We start from the raw sequence: 17,875 nt of genomic DNA on the forward strand, positions 1-17,875 counted from the left end.
ATGGTCGACTCGGCGGAGAAGGTGCTGTCACCCGTTCTCTCGGCCTTCTGGGACGATCCCCAGTCCTGGACCCTCGACACGTACCGCCGCCACGAGGGCTACGAGGGCCTGCGCAAGGCGCTCGCCCTGCCCCCGGACGACGTGATCGCCCTCGTCAAGGACTCCGGCCTGCGCGGCCGCGGCGGCGCGGGCTTCCCCACCGGGATGAAGTGGCAGTTCATCCCGCAGGGCGACGGCAAGCCGCACTACCTCGTCGTCAACGCGGACGAGTCGGAGCCCGGCACCTGCAAGGACATCCCGCTGCTCTTCGCCAACCCGCACTCGCTCATCGAGGGCATGGTGATCGCCTGCCACGCGATCCGTTCCAACCATGCCTTCATCTACCTGCGCGGCGAGGTCGTCCCCGTGCTGCGGCGGCTGCACCACGCCGTGGACGAGGCGTACAAGGCCGGCTTCCTCGGCAAGAACATCCTGGGCAGCGGCTTCGACCTGGAGCTGACCGTCCACGCCGGCGCGGGCGCCTACATCTGCGGTGAGGAGACCGCGCTGCTCGACTCCCTGGAGGGACGCCGCGGCCAGCCCAGGCTGCGTCCGCCCTTCCCGGCGGTCGAGGGCCTGTACGCCTGCCCGACGGTGGTCAACAACGTCGAGTCCATCGCCTCGGTGCCGTCGATCCTGCTCAAGGGCAAGGACTGGTTCCGCTCGATGGGCAGCGAGAAGTCCCCGGGCTTCACGCTCTACTCGCTCAGCGGCCACGTCGCCAACCCCGGCCAGTACGAGGCCCCGCTGGGCGTCACGCTGCGCCAGCTGCTGAACCTCAGCGGCGGCATGCGGCCCGGCCACAAGCTGAAGTTCTGGACCCCGGGCGGTTCCTCGACGCCGATGTTCACCGACGAGCACCTCGACGTCCCGCTGGACTACGAGGGCGTCGGCGCCGCGGGCTCCATGCTCGGCACCAAGGCGCTGCAGTGCTTCGACGAGACGACCTGCGTGGTGCGGGCCGTCACCCGCTGGACCGAGTTCTACGCCCACGAGTCCTGCGGCAAGTGCACCCCGTGCCGCGAGGGCACCTACTGGCTCGTCCAGTTGCTGCGCGACATCGAGGCGGGCAAGGGGACCCTGGCGGACCTCGACAAGCTCGCCGACATCGCCGACAACATCAACGGCAAGTCCTTCTGCGCCCTCGGCGACGGAGCGGCCAGCCCGATCTTCTCCTCCCTCCAGTACTTCCGCGACGAGTACGTGGAGCACCTGGAGGGCCGCGGCTGCCCCTTCGACCCGTCCAAGTCCACGGTCTGGGCCGACAAGTCTCACCTGGAGGTGAACGCGTGACCGTCACGACCAACGCCGCCTCCGGTGAGGCGGCGGTGCCGCCCGAGGGCCTGGTGTCCGTCAGCATCGACGGCGTCGAGATCTCCGTGCCCAAGGGCACCCTGGTGATCCGTGCCGCCGAACTGATCGGCATCGAGATCCCGCGCTTCTGCGACCACCCCCTCCTCGACCCCGCGGGCGCCTGCCGCCAGTGCATCGTCGAGGTCGAGGGCCAGCGCAAGCCGATGGCGTCCTGCACCATCACCTGCACCGACGGGATGGTGGTGAGGACCCAGCTCACCTCCGAGGTCGCGGACAAGGCCCAGCGCGGGGTGATGGAGCTGCTGCTCATCAACCACCCGCTGGACTGCCCGGTCTGCGACAAGGGCGGCGAGTGCCCGCTGCAGAACCAGGCGATGTCCGCCGGCCAGGCCGACACCCGCTTCGAGGGGCGCAAGCGGACCTACGAGAAGCCGGTCCCGATCTCCACCCAGGTGCTGCTGGACCGCGAGCGCTGCGTGCTGTGCGCCCGCTGCACCCGCTTCTCGAACCAGATCGCCGGCGACCCGATGATCGAGCTGCTGGAGCGCGGCGCGCTGCAGCAGGTCGGCACCGGCGAGGGCGACCCCTTCCAGTCGTACTTCTCCGGCAACACCATCCAGATCTGCCCGGTCGGCGCCCTGACCTCGGCGGCCTACCGCTTCCGGTCCCGGCCCTTCGACCTGGTCTCCTCGCCGAGCGTGTGCGAGCACTGCGCGGGCGGCTGCGCCACCCGCACCGACCACCGGCGCGGCAAGGTCATGCGCCGGCTCGCACAGGACGACCCCGAGGTCAACGAGGAGTGGATCTGCGACAAGGGCCGCTTCGGCTTCCGCTACGCGCAGCGCCCCGAGCGGCTCACCACCCCGCTGGTCCGCAACGCCGGCACCGGTGAGCTGGAGACCGCGAGCTGGCCCGAGGCGCTGGAGGCCGCGGCCCGCGGGCTCGCGGCGGCCCGCGGCCGCACCGGCGTGCTGACCGGCGGCCGGCTCACCGTCGAGGACGCCTACGCCTACGCCAAGTTCGCCCGCGTCGCCCTCGACACCAACGACGTCGACTTCCGGGCCCGCGTCCACTCCGCGGAGGAGGCCGGCTTCCTGGCGGCCGTCGTGGCGGGCCGCGGCCGGGACCTGTCCGGCGACGGGGTCACCTACACCCTGCTGGAGAAGGCCCCCGCCGTCCTGCTGGCGGGACTGGAGGCCGAGGAGGAGGCGCCCGGCGTCTTCCTGCGGCTGCGCAAGGCCTGGCGGGGGCACAAGCAGCGCACCTTCGCGCTGGCCCCGTTCGCCACCCGCGGGCTGGAGAAGGCGGGCGGCACGCTGCTGCCGGCCGCGCCCGGCACGGAGACCGAGTGGCTGGACGCGCTCGCCGGCGGGGTGGGCCTGGACGGCAACGGCCTCACCGCCCACGAGGCGCTGCGCGCCGAGGGCTCGGTCGTCCTGGTCGGCGAGCGGCTGGCGGCCGTACCCGGCGCGCTGACCGCGGTCGTCCGGTTCGCGCAGGCGACCGGCGCCAAGCTGGCGTGGATCCCGCGCCGCGCGGGCGAGCGCGGTGCCGTCGAGGCGGGCGCCCTGCCCGGGCTGCTGCCCGGCGGCCGCCCGGTCACCGACCCGCGGGCCCGCGACGAGGTCGCCGAGGTCTGGGGCGTGGCCACGCTCCCGTCCCGCCACGGCCGCGACACCGCAGAGATCCTGGAGGCGGCCGCGAGCGGCGAGCTCGGCGCGCTGGTCGTCGGCGGCGTCGAGCCGGCCGACCTGCCCGACCCGGCCCGGGCCCGTGCGGCCCTGGACGCGGCGGGCTTCGTGGTCAGCCTGGAACAGCGCCCCGGCGAGGTCACCGAGCGGGCGGACGTCGTCCTGCCGGTCGCCGCGGTCGCCGAGAAGGCCGGCACCTTCCTCAACTGGGAAGGCCGCGCACGGCTCTTCGAGGCCGCGATCAAGCCGGCCCAGCAGGTCCAGCGCCACCAGTACCCGGACGCCCGGGTGCTGACCATGCTGGCCGACGCGATGGACGTGGCCCTCGGTCTCGCCGATGTCCGCTCGGCCCGCGCCGAACTGTCCCGGCTCGCCCCGTACGAGGGCCCGCGCGCGGAAGTCCCGCAGGAGACCGGCCAGCCGCTGCCGAAGCCCGGCAGCGGCGAGGCCGTCCTCGCGGGTCACCGGCTGCTGCTCGACCAGGGCCTGCTGCAACAGGGCGACGACGCCCTCGCCGGCACCCGCCACCCGGCGGTCGCCCGCCTGTCGGCGACCACCGCGAAGGAGATCGGCGTCGCCGACGGCGAGCCGCTGGAGGTGTCCGGCCCGCTGGGCTCGGTCCGGCTGCCGCTGCAGGTGACGGCGATGGCCGACCGGGTCGTGTGGGTGCCCCTCAACTCGGCCGGCGGGGGAGTCGCCTCGGACACCGGTGCCCTGCCGGGCCAGGTCGTCCGGATCGCCCCGGCCGCCGTGGACGCCGCTGCCGCACCGGAGGTGACCCCGTGACGGGACTGACGACCCTCGCCGCCGAGGACCTGTCCCTGTTCGGGCGGGACCCGTGGTGGCTGATCGCCATCAAGGCGGTCTTCTGCTTCGCGTTCCTGATGGTGACCGTGCTCTTCTCCATCGTGTGGGAGCGCAAGGTCGTCGCGTGGATGCAGCTGCGCATCGGCCCCAACCGGCACGGCCCCTGGGGCATGCTCCAGTCGCTCGCCGACGGCATCAAGCTGATGCTCAAGGAAGACCTCATCGTCAAGAAGGCCGACAAGGTCGTCTACGTGCTGGCCCCCATCGTGGCGGCCATCCCGGCCTTCATGGCGATCGCGGTGATCCCCTTCGGCCCGGCGGGCAACGAGATCTCCATCTTCGGCCACCGCACGCCGATGCAGCTCACCGACCTGCCGATCGGCGTCCTCTACATCCTGGCCACCGCCTCCGTCGGCATCTACGGCATCGTGCTCGCCGGCTGGTCGTCCGGCTCGACGTACCCGCTGCTCGGCGGACTGCGCTCCTGCGCGCAGATGATCTCCTACGAGATCGCGATGGGCGTCGCCTTCGCGTCGGTCTTCCTCTACTCCGGCTCGATGTCGACCTCGCAGATCGTCGCCCAGCAGGAGGACCGCTGGTACGTGCTGCTGCTGCCGGTGTCCTTCATCATCTACATCGGCACCATGGTTGGCGAGACCAACCGCGCCCCCTTCGACATGCCGGAGTCCGAGGGCGACCTGGTCGGCGGCTTCAACACCGAGTACTCCTCGATCAAGTTCGCGCTCTTCATGCTCGCCGAGTACGTGAACATGGTGACCGTCTCGGCCGTGGCCACCACCCTCTTCCTGGGCGGCTGGCGGGCCCCGTGGCCCATCAGCACCTTCTGGGAGGGCGCCAACCACGGCTGGTGGCCGCTGCTCTGGTTCGTGATCAAGGTGCAGCTGCTGCTCTTCTTCTTCATCTGGCTGCGCGGCACGCTGCCCCGCGTCCGCTACGACCAGCTGATGAAGCTGGGCTGGAAGGTCCTGATCCCGGTCTCGATGGTGTGGCTGATGCTGGTCGCCACCGTCCGCGCGCTGCGCAACGAGAACTACGACTTCCAGTCGATCGTGCTCTACGTCGGCGGCGGCGTGGTCCTGCTGCTCCTGGTCTCGCTGGTCTTCGACGTCTTCCGCGACCGCGGCGACAAGGCCCGGGAGGCGGCCGAACAGGCCGGGCCCCAGGAGCCGTTCGACCCCATGGCGGGCGGATTCCCCGTACCGCCGCTGCCCGGCCAGGAGCTGCCGCCCGTCCCGCGGCGGCCGTCCCGTGCGGAGCGCCAACTCGTAGGCAAGGAGGCCGACGATGCCTGAGTTCCTGGGCCCGGTAGCCGGCTTCGGCGTGACCTTCAAGGCCATGTTCAAGAAGCGGCTGACCGAGCAGTACCCCGAGGAGAAGAAGCCGACCGCGCCGCGGTTCCACGGCCGCCACCAGCTCAACCGTCACCCGGACGGGCTGGAGAAGTGCGTGGGCTGCGAGCTGTGCGCCTGGGCCTGCCCGGCGGACGCGATCTACGTCGAGGGCGCCGACAACACCGACGAGGAGCGCTACTCGCCGGGCGAGCGCTACGGCCGCGTCTACCAGATCAACTACGCCCGCTGCATCCTGTGCGGGCTGTGCATCGAGGCCTGTCCGACGCGCGCCCTGACGATGACCAACGAGTACGAGCTCGCCGACAGCAGCCGCGAGTCGCTGATCTTCACCAAGGAGCAGCTGCTCGCCGGCCTGGAGGAGGGCATGGTCGACACCCCGCACGCGATCTTCCCCGGCATGGACGAGGGCGACTACTACCGCGGCGCGGTGACGCACGCGGCCCCGGGCACCGAGCCCCAGGTCGCCGTGTCCAAGGGCGAGAAGCCGGACGAGACGGTGCGCGGCGAGCAGGACGGCGCCGGCGCGGTGGGCGTGGAGGTCCCCGCGACGGGCGGCACCGCTCCGGCCGGGACGGGAGGCGAGGCATGAACGACGTGACCACGCTGACGTCGCTGGCCGCGTACACCACCTCGACCGGGGAGGCCGTCCAGTTCTGGGTGCTCGGCACCGTCGCGGTGCTCGGCGCACTCGCGACCGTGCTGATGAAGAAGGCCGTGCACAGCGCACTGTCACTCGCCGGGACGATGATCGTCCTGGCGGTCTTCTACCTGGCCCAGGGCGCGTACTTCCTCGGCGTCGTCCAGATCGTCGTCTACACCGGCGCGATCATGATGCTCTTCCTCTTCGTCGTCATGCTGGTCGGCATCACCGCGGCCGACTCGCTCAAGGAGACGCTGAAGGGGCAGCGCTGGCTCGCCGCCGGGGCCGGCATCGGCTTCGGCGTGCTGCTGATCGCCGGCATCGCCAACGCCTCGATCAAGAACTTCCAGGGGCTCGGCCAGGCCAACGCCGGCGGAAACGTCGAGGGACTCGCCTCGCTGATCTTCACCAAGTACGTGTGGGCCTTCGAGATCACCGGCGCGCTGCTCATCACCGCCGCCATCGGCGCGATGGTCCTCACCCACCGCGAGCGCACCCAGGCCCGCGCCACCCAGCGCGAACTGGCCGAGCGGCGCGTGCGCGAGGGCAAGCACATCACCCCGCTCCCCGCGCCCGGCGTCTACGCCCGCAACAACGCGGTCGACGTCCCCGGCCTGCTGCCGGACGGCACGGCCTCGGAGCTCAGCGTCAGCCCGACGCTGCGCGGCCGCGGCCAGTACCGGGACGTGTCCGCGGAGTCGGTCGCCAAGGTCGCCGAGCTGGAACAGCGCTCCGAGGAGGCGTCGAAGTGAATCCGGTCAACTACCTGTACCTGTCGGCGCTGCTGTTCACCATCGGCGCGGCCGGGGTGCTGATCCGGCGCAACGCGATCATCGTCTTCATGTGCATCGAGCTGATGCTGAACGCCGCCAACCTGGCGTTCGTCACCTTCTCCCGCATGCACGGCAACCTCGACGGCCAGATCATCGCCTTCTTCACGATGGTCGTCGCCGCCGCGGAGGTCGTCGTGGGCCTGGCGATCATCGTGACGATCTTCCGCTCCCGCCACTCGGCCTCGGTCGACGACGCCAGCCTGATGAAGCTCTAAGGGGTAGCGACAGTGGACTACTTGATCGGATGGCTCGTCCTCCTGCCGCTGCTGGGCGCCGGTGTGCTGCTCACCGGCGGCCGGAGGCTGGACCGTACGGGCCACTGGATCGGCACCGTGCTCGCGGGGTCGTCCTTCGTCGTCGCGGCGGTGCTCTTCTTCGACATGCTCGGTCGCGGCGGCGAGGACCGCGCGCTGCACTCGACCGCCTTCACCTGGATCTCCGCCGGGAGCTTCACGGCGGACGTGGGCTTCCAGCTCGACCAGCTGTCGATGACCTTCGCCCTGCTGATCACCGGTGTGGGAACGCTCATCCACATCTACTCGATCGGCTACATGGAGCACGACGAGCGGCGCCGCCGCTTCTTCGGCTACCTCAACCTCTTCCTCGCGGCGATGCTCCTGCTCGTCCTCGCCGACAACTACCTGCTGCTGTACGTCGGCTGGGAGGGCGTGGGCCTCGCCTCGTACCTGCTGATCGGCTTCTGGCAGCACAAGCCCAGCGCGGCGACCGCGGCCAAGAAGGCCTTCATCGTCAACCGCGTCGGCGACGTCGGCCTGTCGATCGCGATCATGCTGCTCTTCACCACCTTCGGCACCTTCGCCTTCGAGCCGCTCTTCGGCCAGGTGGACAAGGCGGGTGAGGGCGTCCTGACCGGCATCGGCCTGATGCTGCTGCTCGCCGCCTGCGGCAAGTCGGCCCAGGTCCCGCTGCAGTCCTGGCTCGGCGACGCGATGGAGGGCCCGACCCCGGTCTCGGCCCTGATCCACGCGGCGACGATGGTGACCGCCGGCGTCTACCTGATCACCCGCTCCGGCGTGATCTTCGACGCCGCGCCCACCGCCCAGATCGCGGTGGTGACGGTCGGCGCGGTCACGCTGCTCTTCGGTGCGATCGTCGGTTGCGCCAAGGACGACATCAAGAAGGCGCTGGCCGGCTCGACGATGTCGCAGATCGGCTACATGGTGCTGGCCGCGGGCCTCGGGCCGATCGGCTACGTCTTCGCGATCATGCACCTGGTCACCCACGGCTTCTTCAAGGCCGGGCTCTTCCTCGGCGCCGGATCGGTCATGCACGGCATGAACGACGAGGTGGACATGCGGAAGTACGGTGCCCTGCGGAAGTACATGCCGGTCACCTTCGTCACCTTCGGCCTCGGTTACCTGGCGATCATCGGCTTCCCGGGCCTGTCCGGCTTCTTCTCCAAGGACAAGATCATCGAGGCCGCCTTCGCCAAGGGCGGCACCGAGGGCTGGATCCTCGGCGGCGCGGCCCTGCTGGGCGCGGCGATCACCGCGTTCTACATGACCCGCGTGATGCTGATGACCTTCTTCGGCGAGAAGCGCTGGCAGCCCGACGCGGACGGCCACGAGCCGCACCCGCACGAGTCGCCGAAGTCGATGACGATCCCCATGGTCGTCCTGGCCTTCGGGTCGGTCTTCGCAGGCTTCCTGTTCAGCTGGAACGAGGCCTTCGTGAAGTGGCTGGAGCCGGTCACCGGTCACGAGGAGGGCCACCCGCCGATCGGCGCGGGCGCCGTCACCGGCGCCACGATGGTGGTGATGGTGCTCGGCGTGGCCCTGGCCTGGGCCATGTACGGACGCCGTCCGGTCCCGTCCCTCGCCCCGCGCGGCAGCTGGCTCACCCGCGCCGCCCGGCGCGACCTGCTCCAGGACGACTTCAACCACGTCGCCCTGGTGCTGCCCGGCGAGTACCTCACCCGCGGTCTGGTCTACGTGGACCACAAGGGTGTGGACGGTGTCGTCAACGGCACCGCGGCCGCCGTGGGCGGGCTCTCCGGCCGGATGCGGCGGCTCCAGAACGGTTATGTGCGCAGCTACGCCGTGTCGATGCTGGCGGGCACCGCGGTGCTGGTCGCCGCGACGCTGCTGATGAGGGGTGTTGCCTGATGTCCTTCCCCCTGCTCACCCTGACCGCCGGCCTGCCGGCGCTCGGCGCGATCGCGACCGCCGCCGTGCCGGCGGCGCGGCGCGGGGCCGCCAAGTGGCTCGCGCTGCTCGTCTCGCTGGCGACGCTCGTGCTGGCCGCCATCGTGTTCGTGCGCTTCGACCCGGGCGGGGCCCGGTACCAGCTCACCGAGTCGCACGCCTGGATCGCCGACTTCGGGGTCCGCTACGAACTCGGCGTGGACGGCATCGCCGTCGCGCTCATCGGGCTGACCGCGCTGCTCGTCCCGTTCGTCATCGGCGCGGGCTGGCACGACGCCGACCCCCTGGAGGAGAAGAACCCCAACCGCCGCTGGCGGCCCACCCAGGGCTTCTTCGCGCTGATCCTGCTGGTCGAGGCGATGGTGATCATCTCCTTCGAGGCCACGGACGTCTTCCTCTTCTACATCTTCTTCGAGGCCATGCTCATCCCGATGTACTTCCTCATCGGAGGCTTCGGGGACCGTGCCCACGAGCACGGCGAGGAGGAGGCGGCCCGCCAGCGCTCCTACGCCGCGGTGAAGTTCCTGCTCTACAACCTGGCCGGCGGGCTCATCATGCTGGCCGCGGTCATCGGGCTCTACGCCGTCACCGCCGACCAGCTCGGCCAGGGCACCTTCTCCCTCCAGGAGATCCTGCAGGCCCGGGCGGCCGGCAAGCTCGACATGTCCGCCACCGCCGAACGCGCCCTTTTCCTGGGCTTCTTCTTCGCCTTCGCGGTCAAGGCCCCGCTGTTCCCGCTGCACACCTGGCTGCCCAACGCCATGGGCGAGGCCACGGCGCCGGTCGCGGTGCTCATCACCGCGGTCGTCGACAAGGTCGGCACCTTCGCGATGCTCCGCTTCTGCCTCCAGCTCTTCCCGGAGGCCAGCAAGTGGGCGACGCCGGTGATCCTGGTGCTGTCGCTGATCAGCATCGTCTACGGCGCACTGCTCGCCGTCGGCCAGCGCGACATCAAGCGGCTGGTCGCGTACGCGTCCATCTCCCACTTCGGCTTCATCATCCTGGGCATCTTCGCGATGACCTCCCAGGGCCAGGGCGGGGCGACGCTGTACATGGTCAACCACGGCATCTCCACCGCCGCGCTGATGCTGGTCGCGGGCTTCCTGATCTCCCGCCGCGGCTCCCGTCTCATCGCGTCCTACGGCGGGGTGCAGAAGGTGGCCCCGGTGCTGGCCGGCACCTTCCTGATCGGCGGTCTGGCCACCCTGTCGCTGCCGGGGCTCGCGCCCTTCGTCAGCGAGTTCCTCGTCCTCGTCGGGACGTTCAGCCGCTACCCGGCCGTCGGGATCATCGCCACCACCGGCATCGTCCTCGCCGCGCTCTACGTCCTCGTCCTCTACCAGCGGACGATGACCGGCCCGGTGAAGGCCGAGGTCCAGGGGATGCCCGACCTCAAGGTCCGGGAACTCGCCGTCGTGGCGCCGCTGATCGCGCTGCTGATCGTGCTCGGCGTGTACCCGAAGCCGCTGACCGACGTCGTCAACCCGGCGGTGCAGCAGACGCTCTCCGACGTGCACAAGACCGACCCCAAGCCGGCGCTGGAGGCATCCAAGTGAGCAGCACAGTTGCTGTCCACAGCCTGTGGACAACGGCGGCACCGCTCGCCGCCGACAAGATCGACGCGCCGAAGATCGAGTACGCCCAGCTCGCGCCGGTCCTGATCGTCTTCGGGGTGGCCGTCCTCGGCATCCTCCTCGAGGCGTTCCTGCCGCGGCGCCTGCGCTACACCGGGCAGGTCGGCCTCGCGGTCGTCGGGCTGGCCGCCTCCTTCGCCGCGGTCGTGGCGCTCGCGGCGGGCGGTTACGCGACGACCAAGGCGCACATCGCCGCCATGGGCGCGGTCGCCGTCGACGGCCCGGCCCTCTTCCTGCAGGGCACGATCCTGCTGGTGGGCCTGGTCGGGGTGTTCACCTTCGCCGAGCGCCGGCTCGACCCCAAGGCGCACGGCCGGCACGTCGACTCCTTCGCCGCGCAGGGTTCCGCGGTGCCCGGCAGCGACCAGGAGAAGGACGCCGTCCGGGCCGGTTTCACCACCACGGAGGTCTTCCCGCTGCTGATGTTCGCCATCGGCGGCATGCTGATCTTCCCGGCGGCCAACGACCTGCTGACGCTCTTCGTGGCGCTGGAGGTCTTCTCCCTCCCGCTCTACCTGCTCTGCGCCCTCGCCCGGCGGCGCCGGCTGATGTCGCAGGAGGCGGCGGTCAAGTACTTCCTGCTGGGCGCCTTCTCCTCCGCCTTCCTGCTCTTCGGCATCGCCCTGCTGTACGGCTACGCGGGCACCGTCTCCTACTCCGGCATCGCGTCGGTCGTCGACGGCACCGCCAAGCTGAACCCGGCGCTGGCCGACTCCGCGGGCAATGACGCGCTGCTGCTGATCGGCGCCGCGCTGGTCGGCATGGGCCTGCTGTTCAAGGTGGGCGCCGTGCCGTTCCACATGTGGACGCCGGACGTCTACGAGGGCGCGCCGACCCCGGTCACCGGCTTCATGGCCGCGGCCACCAAGGTCGCCGCCTTTGGTGCGCTGCTGCGGCTGCTCTACGTGGTCCTGCCGGAGCTGCGCTGGGACTGGCGGCCGGTGCTGTGGGGCGTCGCGATCCTCACGATGCTGGTCGGCGCGATCGTGGCGGTCACCCAGACCGACGTGAAGCGACTGCTCGCGTACTCCTCGATCGCGCACGCCGGCTTCATCCTGGCAGGTGTCATCGCGACCACGCCGGAGGGCGTCTCCTCGGTGCTCTTCTACCTGGCGGCGTACTCCTTCGTGACGCTGGGCGCCTTCGCGGTCGTCACGCTGGTGCGCGACGCCGGCGGGGAGGCCACGCACCTGTCGCGCTGGGCGGGTCTGGGGCGGCGCTCCCCGCTGGTGGCCGCGGTCTTCGCGGTCTTCCTGCTCGCCTTCGCCGGCATCCCGCTGACCTCCGGTTTCGCCGGGAAGTTCGCGGTCTTCAGCGCCGCCGCGCAGGGCGGCGCGGTGCCGCTGGTGATCGTGGGTGTGATCTCGTCCGCGATCGCGGCGTTCTTCTACATCCGGGTCATCGTGCTGATGTTCTTCAGCGAGCCGAAGGCCGACGGCCCCACGGTCGCCGTGCCCTCGCCGCTGACGTCCACGGCCATCGCGGTGGGTGTGGCCGTCACCCTGGTGCTGGGTGTCGCGCCCCAGTACTTCCTGGACCTCGCTAACCAGGCGGGCGTCTTCGTCCGCTGACCCCCTCGCACGGCCCGAGCGCCCCGCGACCGGCTCCCCGGTCGCGGGGCGTCGTGCTGCCGCGGACCGGCCGCCGGGGCCCGGCGCGGCCTCATCGCGCCAATTCGTCTTCCATGCCGTCTTCCTGACCTGCATTCGGCTCCGGTACCCCGAGGAATCCGGCCACTTGGTGCCACGGTGAACGGCACTTCTCGCTTGTCTAAAGAGTTCGCAATGTCCGGAAAAGTCTTGCAGCGGTGGTCAATTCGGGCTTAGCTTCCTTTCAGGTCACGGTCGGGAGGGGCCGATCAATACCGTGATCATTGGGGGGATTACGTGGTGAAGTCCGCGTTCGCGGTCGACCCTGCCGTGCCGGGGCTGATCGTGAAGATCGGGAACTATCCGCTACACCACGGCGGCGTGGGGGCGATCCGCAGCCTGGGGAGGCTCGGTGTCCCCATGTACGCCGTGACCGAGGACCGGCGCACGCCCGCCGCGGCCTCCCGCTACCTGCGCGGGCGGTTCGTCTGGCCGACCACCGGACTGGAGCCGGCGGAGCGCCTGGTCGAGGGGCTGCGCCGGATCGGCCGCCGGATCGGGCGCCCCACGGTGCTGATCCCGACCGACGAGGAGGCGGCCGTGCTCATCGCCGAGCACGCCGCCGAACTGGGCGACCTCTTTCTCTTCCCGCGCACCGACGACCCGGGGCTGTCCCGGCGCCTGGCCAGCAAGCAGGGATTGCACGAACTGTGCGTCCGGCACGGGGTGCCCACGCCGCGGGCGGCCTTCCCCGACTCGCCCGAGGAGGTGGAGAAATTCGCGGCGGACGCCCGCTTCCCCGTCGTCGCGAAGAACCGGGAGGCCTTCGAGCGGCGCCGCACCCCCGCCGTGACCGGCACCACCCGCATCGACGACGCGGAGGAACTCCTGGCGCTGGCCCGGGGCTGGGGGCCGAAACCCGGTGTGATCCTGCAGGAGTACCTGCCGCGCGAGGAGGCCGAGGACTGGATCGTGCACGCCTACTTCGGGGGCGGCACGACCGAGCCGGTGCTTTTCACCGGGGTCAAGGTGCGCTCCTGGCCGCCGCACGCCGGAATGACGGCCTGCGCCTACGTGGTGGCCAATCCGGAACTCGCCGGGATGGCACGCCGGTTCTGCGCGGCCATCGGATTCCGGGGCATCGCCGACCTCGACTGGCGCTACGACCGCCGCGACGGCCGTTACAAACTCCTCGACTTCAACCCCCGCATGGGCGCCCAGTTCCGGCTCTTCGAGTCCACGGCCGGGATCGACGTCGTCCGCGCGCAGCACCTCGACCTGACCGGCCGGGAGATCCCCGGGGCCGGGCAGCTGGAGGGCCGGCGCTTCGTCGTCGAGAACATCGACCTGCCCGCCCTCCTGGCCTACCGCCGCAGCGGCTACACGACGCCGCACGCCCCCGCCCGCGCCACCGGTACCGAACTCGCCTGGCTGGCCGCCGACGACCTGCGGCCGTTCGTCACCATGCTCGCCCGCTTCGTGCGGCCGGGCGCCCGGCACCTGATGCAGATGTACCGGTCACGACGTCGAACCGCGATGCGAAGGGAACATCCATGACCACGCCCGTTGCCGTGATCGGCGCCGGCCCGTACGGTCTGTCCACCGCCGCACACCTGCGCGAACGGGGCGTCCCCGTACGCACCTTCGGCAACCCCATGGTCAGCTGGCGCGAGAACATGCCGTCCGCCATGGTGCTGAAGTCCACCCCCGCTGCCTCCAGCATCTCCACCGGCCGACCGGGCCACACCCTGCGCGACTTCTGCCTGGACGCCGGGGAGCGGCCGCTGGTCACCGACTGGGACCTGGTCCCCGCCGGGACCTTCGTCCGCTACGGCCACTGGTTCCAGGAGCGGCTCGTCCCCGACCTGGAGCAGGTCAAGGTGGTGTCCGTGGACCGGGCCGCCGCCGGCGGCTTCGAGCTCAAGCTGGACTCCGGAGAGCAGTTCCGGGCCCGGGCGGTCGTCGTCGCCAGCGGGCTGCACGGCTTCGCGTACACGCCCGACGTGCTGCGCGGGGTCACCCCCGACGGGCCGTCCGCGGCGGGGCCCGTCTCGCACAGCTCCCAGCACACCGACCTGGGCCGGCTCGCCGGGCGCGAGGTGGTCGTCGTCGGCGCCGGTCAGTCCGCCCTGGAGAGCGCGGCGCTGCTCGCCGAGGCGGGCGCCACCGTACGGCTGCTGGCCCGCGGGCGGCGCGCCGTGGGCTTCGGCGACCCGCCGGACCGGCAGCCGCGGCTGCGGCCCGAGTCGCCCTTCGGACGGGCCTGGTCCCTGTACGCCTTCAGCTACCACGCCGAGTACTTCCGCGGCCTGCCCGCGCCGCTGCGGATGTACCTCGTGCGCCGCGTGCTGGGGCCGCTGGGGGCCTGGTGGCTGCGCGAGCGCTTCGAGGGCAAGGTCACCGTCAGCGAGGGCCACACGCTGCGCAGCGCCCGCCTCGACGAGGGCGGCAAGGTCGTGCTGTCCACCGCCGCGCCCGGCGGCCGCGCGGCCGAGTTCCACGCCGACCACGTGATGGCCGCCACCGGCTACCGCGTCGACCTGGAGGCGCTGGACTTCCTCGGCCCCGAACTGCGCGCCGAGCTGGCCCGTACCGGCGGCTCACCACGGCTGGGCGCCGACTTCGGCTCCTCCGTCCCGGGGATGTACTTCACCGGCCTGCCCGCGGCGGCCACCTTCGGGCCGGTGCTGCGCTTCGTGTGCGGCACGGAGTGGGCCTCCCCGCGACTGGCGGCGGCGGTGGCGAAGGCGTACGGGCGGTAGACCACCGCCCCGGTCCGGTCCGGGCCGCTGCCCGGCCCGCTGCCCGGTCCGTGCGGCCATCCACGGCGCGGCTCCCCGCACTTGGCGGGGGCCGCGCCGTTCGCCGTGCACGCCGGGGGCCGTACGGCGGGCGCGGCATGGAGGGCGGCTCGCGGGGAAGGCGGGAGTGGGGCGCAGGGCCCTCGCGGAGCCCGTTCCGGGCGGGCCGCAAGGGGCGGTGCGAGGCGGCGGTGGGGCCCGCGGCCGGGCGCGGGGGCGGGAAAGGCCGGTCGCACACGCGGGCAAAACCGGGCGTAGTGGCCCGAGGGGGCCATGCCCTCGCAGTGATCGAGAGGCGACCGGTTACGCTGCCGGTGTAGTAAAGCGCCACGCCGCAAGCCGCAGAAGCGATCTCAGCGACAGGAGACTCCCAGGTGACGACCGTCGTCGGGCCCTTCGGGCTGAGCGTAATGGACGAGGACCTCGAGTCCGGGGTCCGGGCCGGGCTGTCCGCCGTCGAGGAGGGCCTCATGGAGGCCACCAAGAGCGACGTGCGGTTCATCACAGAAGCGGCCCGCCACCTGGTGCACGCGGGCGGGAAGCGGTTCCGTCCGCTGCTGGTGCTGCTGGCCGCCCAGTTCGGCGACCCGCACGCGCCGGGCATCGTTCCGTCGGCCGTGGTGGTGGAACTGACGCACCTGGCGACGCTGTACCACGACGACGTGATGGACGAGGCCGAGGTGCGCCGCGGCGTGCCGAGCGCCAACGCCCGCTGGGACAACTCGGTGGCCGTGCTGACCGGCGACTTCCTGTTCTCCAAGGCCTCGCACATACTGGCCGACCTCGGGCCGGAGGCCGTACGCATCCAGGCCGAGGCCTTCGAGCGGCTGGTCACCGGGCAGATCCTGGAGACCGTCGGCCCGCGCGACGGACGCGACCCGATCGACCACTACCTGGAAGTCATCGCCGGCAAGACGAGCTCGCTGATCGCCGTCTCGTGCCGCTTCGGCGCGATGATGTCGGGCGCGGACGAGAGCGTCGTCGACATCGTCACCCAGTACGGGGAGCGCGTCGGCACGGCCTTCCAGCTCGCCGACGACGTGCTCGACATCGCCAGCGACTCGCACGAGTCCGGCAAGACCCCGGGCACGGACCTGCGCGAGGGCGTGCCGACCCTGCCGGTGCTGCACCTGCGTTCGGCCGTGGCCAAGGCCGGCGGCTTCGCGTCGGCGGAAGACCGGCGGCTGTGCGAACTGCTGGACGGCGATCTGACGGACGACCGGCGGCACGCCGAGGCACTTCGGCTGCTGCGCGCCCACCCGGCGCTGGAGCAGGCCCGGCGCGACACCGTGCGCTACGCGGACGAGGCGCGGGCCCTGCTGGCACCGCTGCCCGACTGCGCCGCCAAGCGGGCCCTGGAGGGCCTCTGCGACGCCGTGGTGCACCGCGCGGGCTAGGTCCCCGGACGACCCGGGACGACCCCGGGACGACGCCGGGAGGGGCCGTCCCCCGGCGTCCGCGCGGCCCCGCGGCCCCGCGGTCACGCGGGTGACGGGCCGGCGCCCTGAGCCGATGTCAGGGGACGTCATCCCAGAGGTGTACGCCGAGTTGATCCCGGCGGGCGATGCGCCCGGGCGGCCGGATTGATGGGATAAGAGGCAGCACCACACGGCGGATCGGGTGACAATGGCCCGAGGTGGACGAGTGCGACGCTGACGGGAACCCGCCGTTGACAACGGAGGTAGGGACGTAATGGCACCCATCCAGCCCATGGACGACGACCGGCAACCCCGGCGCCGCGCCAAGGCGATACGTTACGCGGTCCCGGTGGCGGCGGCGGGGGTCGCCGCGGCGACCATCGGGCTCGTACCGGCGCTCGCGAGCGCGGGCAGCCCCGATCTGCCCAGGATCACGGCCGAGGAGCTGATCGCGAAGGTCACGGCCTCGGACACGCAGACGATCTCCGGATCGGTCCGCATCAGCACGGACTTCGGCCTGCCGGCCGTGCTGACCGGCGCCAGGGGCGGTGCCGGGCCGTTCGGCGGAGGCGGCGGACACGGCGGAGGGGACTCCTCGGCCGACCCGAAGGAGCAGCTGACCGAGCTGCTGGCCGGCTCCCACACCCTGCGCGTCGCGGCCGACGGCCCGCAGCGGCAGAAGGTGTCGATCGTCCGGAACGCTGCGGAGTACAGCCTCATCCACAACGGCGACGAGGTCTGGGCCTACGACAGCGGCAGCAACCAGGCCTACCACCTGACCGGCCTCCCGCAGGAGGCGCAGGGCAAGGACCGGGCCGGGGGCGGCCACGAACTTCCCGAGGGCTGGCCGGCCACCCCGCAGGAGGCCGCGAAGAAGATCCTCGACGCGGCGGACGACAGCTCCACCGTCTCGGTGGACGGCACCGCCCGCATCGCCGGACGGGACGCCTACCAGCTGGTGGTCAGCCCCAAGGCCACCGACTCGACGGTGGGGTCGATCCGGATCGGCGTCGACGCCCGCACCGGTGTGCCGCTGAAGTTCACCCTCGCCCCGAGGGGCGGCGGCAAGGCCATCGTCGACGTCGCCTTCACCAAGGTCGACTTCTCCCGGCCCGCCGCCTCGACCTTCGACTTCACCCCGCCCAAGGGCGCGAAGGTGACGACGGAGAAGGCCGGCGAGAAGGCCGGCGAGAAGGCGGAAGCGAAGGCCGGGCAGGAGGCCCGCGGGGCGCGCGAGGAGTTCGGTGACCTCGGCGGCCTGGACGGTCTGGAGGGCCTGGACGTCCTCGGCAAGGGCTGGGACTCCATCGCCGAGCTGAAGCTGCCGCAGGACGCGCTCAACGCCGGCCCGTCCAAGGACGGCGACAAGGCCCCCGGCTTCGGCGGGCAGGGGCTGCTCGGCACCTTCGGCAAGGAGGTCAAGGGCGACTTCGGTACCGGCACGGTGATCGGCACCCGCCTGGTCAACGCCCTGATCACCGACAGCGGCAAGGTCTACGTGGGCACCGTGACCCAGGATGCCCTGGTCAAGGCCGCCGACGCGGCCACCCGGTAGGCACGGAGCAGGGCAC

13 protein-coding genes are annotated in these 17,875 nt (G+C 71.6%); all 13 read left to right on the top strand.

The features are described 5' to 3' along the window. The 13 genes from nuoF (at position 1) to ACFW3D_RS12230 (ending at position 17,859) form a co-directional block, all read left to right on the top strand. Complete coding sequence (gene nuoF / locus ACFW3D_RS12170) at positions 1-1,332, top strand: NADH-quinone oxidoreductase subunit NuoF (RefSeq protein WP_500504089.1); 1,332 nt, start codon at positions 1-3, stop codon at positions 1,330-1,332. After that, on the top strand, positions 1,329-3,830 hold the full coding sequence (locus tag ACFW3D_RS12175; protein WP_500503995.1) for an NADH-quinone oxidoreductase subunit G: 2,502 nt from the start codon (positions 1,329-1,331) through the stop codon (positions 3,828-3,830). The genes nuoF and ACFW3D_RS12175 overlap by 4 nt, the downstream gene beginning before the upstream one ends. Then, entirely contained in the window at positions 3,827-5,164 is a 1,338-nt protein-coding gene (gene nuoH, locus ACFW3D_RS12180) for an NADH-quinone oxidoreductase subunit NuoH (RefSeq protein WP_500503996.1), read from the top strand. The genes ACFW3D_RS12175 and nuoH overlap by 4 nt, the downstream gene beginning before the upstream one ends. Further along, positions 5,157-5,813: an NADH-quinone oxidoreductase subunit NuoI gene (nuoI, locus tag ACFW3D_RS12185; RefSeq protein ID WP_500503997.1), complete on the top strand. Its 657-nt coding sequence runs from the start codon at positions 5,157-5,159 to the stop codon at positions 5,811-5,813. Before nuoH ends, nuoI begins: the two co-directional genes overlap by 8 nt. Then, positions 5,810-6,616: an NADH-quinone oxidoreductase subunit J gene (locus ACFW3D_RS12190; RefSeq protein WP_500503998.1), complete on the top strand. Its 807-nt coding sequence runs from the start codon at positions 5,810-5,812 to the stop codon at positions 6,614-6,616. The genes nuoI and ACFW3D_RS12190 overlap by 4 nt, the downstream gene beginning before the upstream one ends. Further along, complete coding sequence (nuoK, locus tag ACFW3D_RS12195; RefSeq protein WP_500503999.1) at positions 6,613-6,912, top strand: NADH-quinone oxidoreductase subunit NuoK; 300 nt, start codon at positions 6,613-6,615, stop codon at positions 6,910-6,912. Before ACFW3D_RS12190 ends, nuoK begins: the two co-directional genes overlap by 4 nt. Before the next feature lie 12 nt (positions 6,913-6,924). Then, entirely contained in the window at positions 6,925-8,823 is a 1,899-nt protein-coding gene (gene nuoL / locus ACFW3D_RS12200) for an NADH-quinone oxidoreductase subunit L (RefSeq protein WP_500504000.1), read from the top strand. Then, complete coding sequence (locus ACFW3D_RS12205; protein ID WP_500504001.1) at positions 8,823-10,418, top strand: NADH-quinone oxidoreductase subunit M; 1,596 nt, start codon at positions 8,823-8,825, stop codon at positions 10,416-10,418. Before nuoL ends, ACFW3D_RS12205 begins: the two co-directional genes overlap by 1 nt. Next, positions 10,415-12,067 (top strand): NADH-quinone oxidoreductase subunit NuoN, encoded by a 1,653-nt coding sequence (gene nuoN / locus ACFW3D_RS12210; RefSeq protein WP_500504002.1) that lies wholly within the window; start codon positions 10,415-10,417, stop codon positions 12,065-12,067. Before ACFW3D_RS12205 ends, nuoN begins: the two co-directional genes overlap by 4 nt. 318 nt (positions 12,068-12,385) lie before the next feature. Continuing rightward, on the top strand, positions 12,386-13,642 hold the full coding sequence (locus ACFW3D_RS12215; RefSeq protein ID WP_500504003.1) for a carboxylate--amine ligase: 1,257 nt from the start codon (positions 12,386-12,388) through the stop codon (positions 13,640-13,642). Then, positions 13,639-14,847 (top strand): FAD-dependent oxidoreductase, encoded by a 1,209-nt coding sequence (locus ACFW3D_RS12220; protein WP_500504004.1) that lies wholly within the window; start codon positions 13,639-13,641, stop codon positions 14,845-14,847. Before ACFW3D_RS12215 ends, ACFW3D_RS12220 begins: the two co-directional genes overlap by 4 nt. A 449-nt stretch (positions 14,848-15,296) precedes the next feature. After that, positions 15,297-16,283, top strand: a complete 987-nt coding sequence (locus tag ACFW3D_RS12225) for a polyprenyl synthetase family protein (RefSeq protein WP_500504091.1) — start codon at positions 15,297-15,299, stop codon at positions 16,281-16,283. A 295-nt stretch (positions 16,284-16,578) separates the two neighbouring features. After that, the gene (locus ACFW3D_RS12230; protein ID WP_500504005.1) at positions 16,579-17,859 is read left to right on the top strand and encodes a LolA family protein; all 1,281 of its coding nucleotides are present in this window, start codon (positions 16,579-16,581) and stop codon (positions 17,857-17,859) included. Positions 17,860-17,875: the final 16 nt, after the last annotated feature.

The sequence above is a fragment of the Streptomyces sp. NPDC058864 genome, from assembly GCF_042742985.1.
Classification (GTDB): domain Bacteria; phylum Actinomycetota; class Actinomycetes; order Streptomycetales; family Streptomycetaceae; genus Actinacidiphila.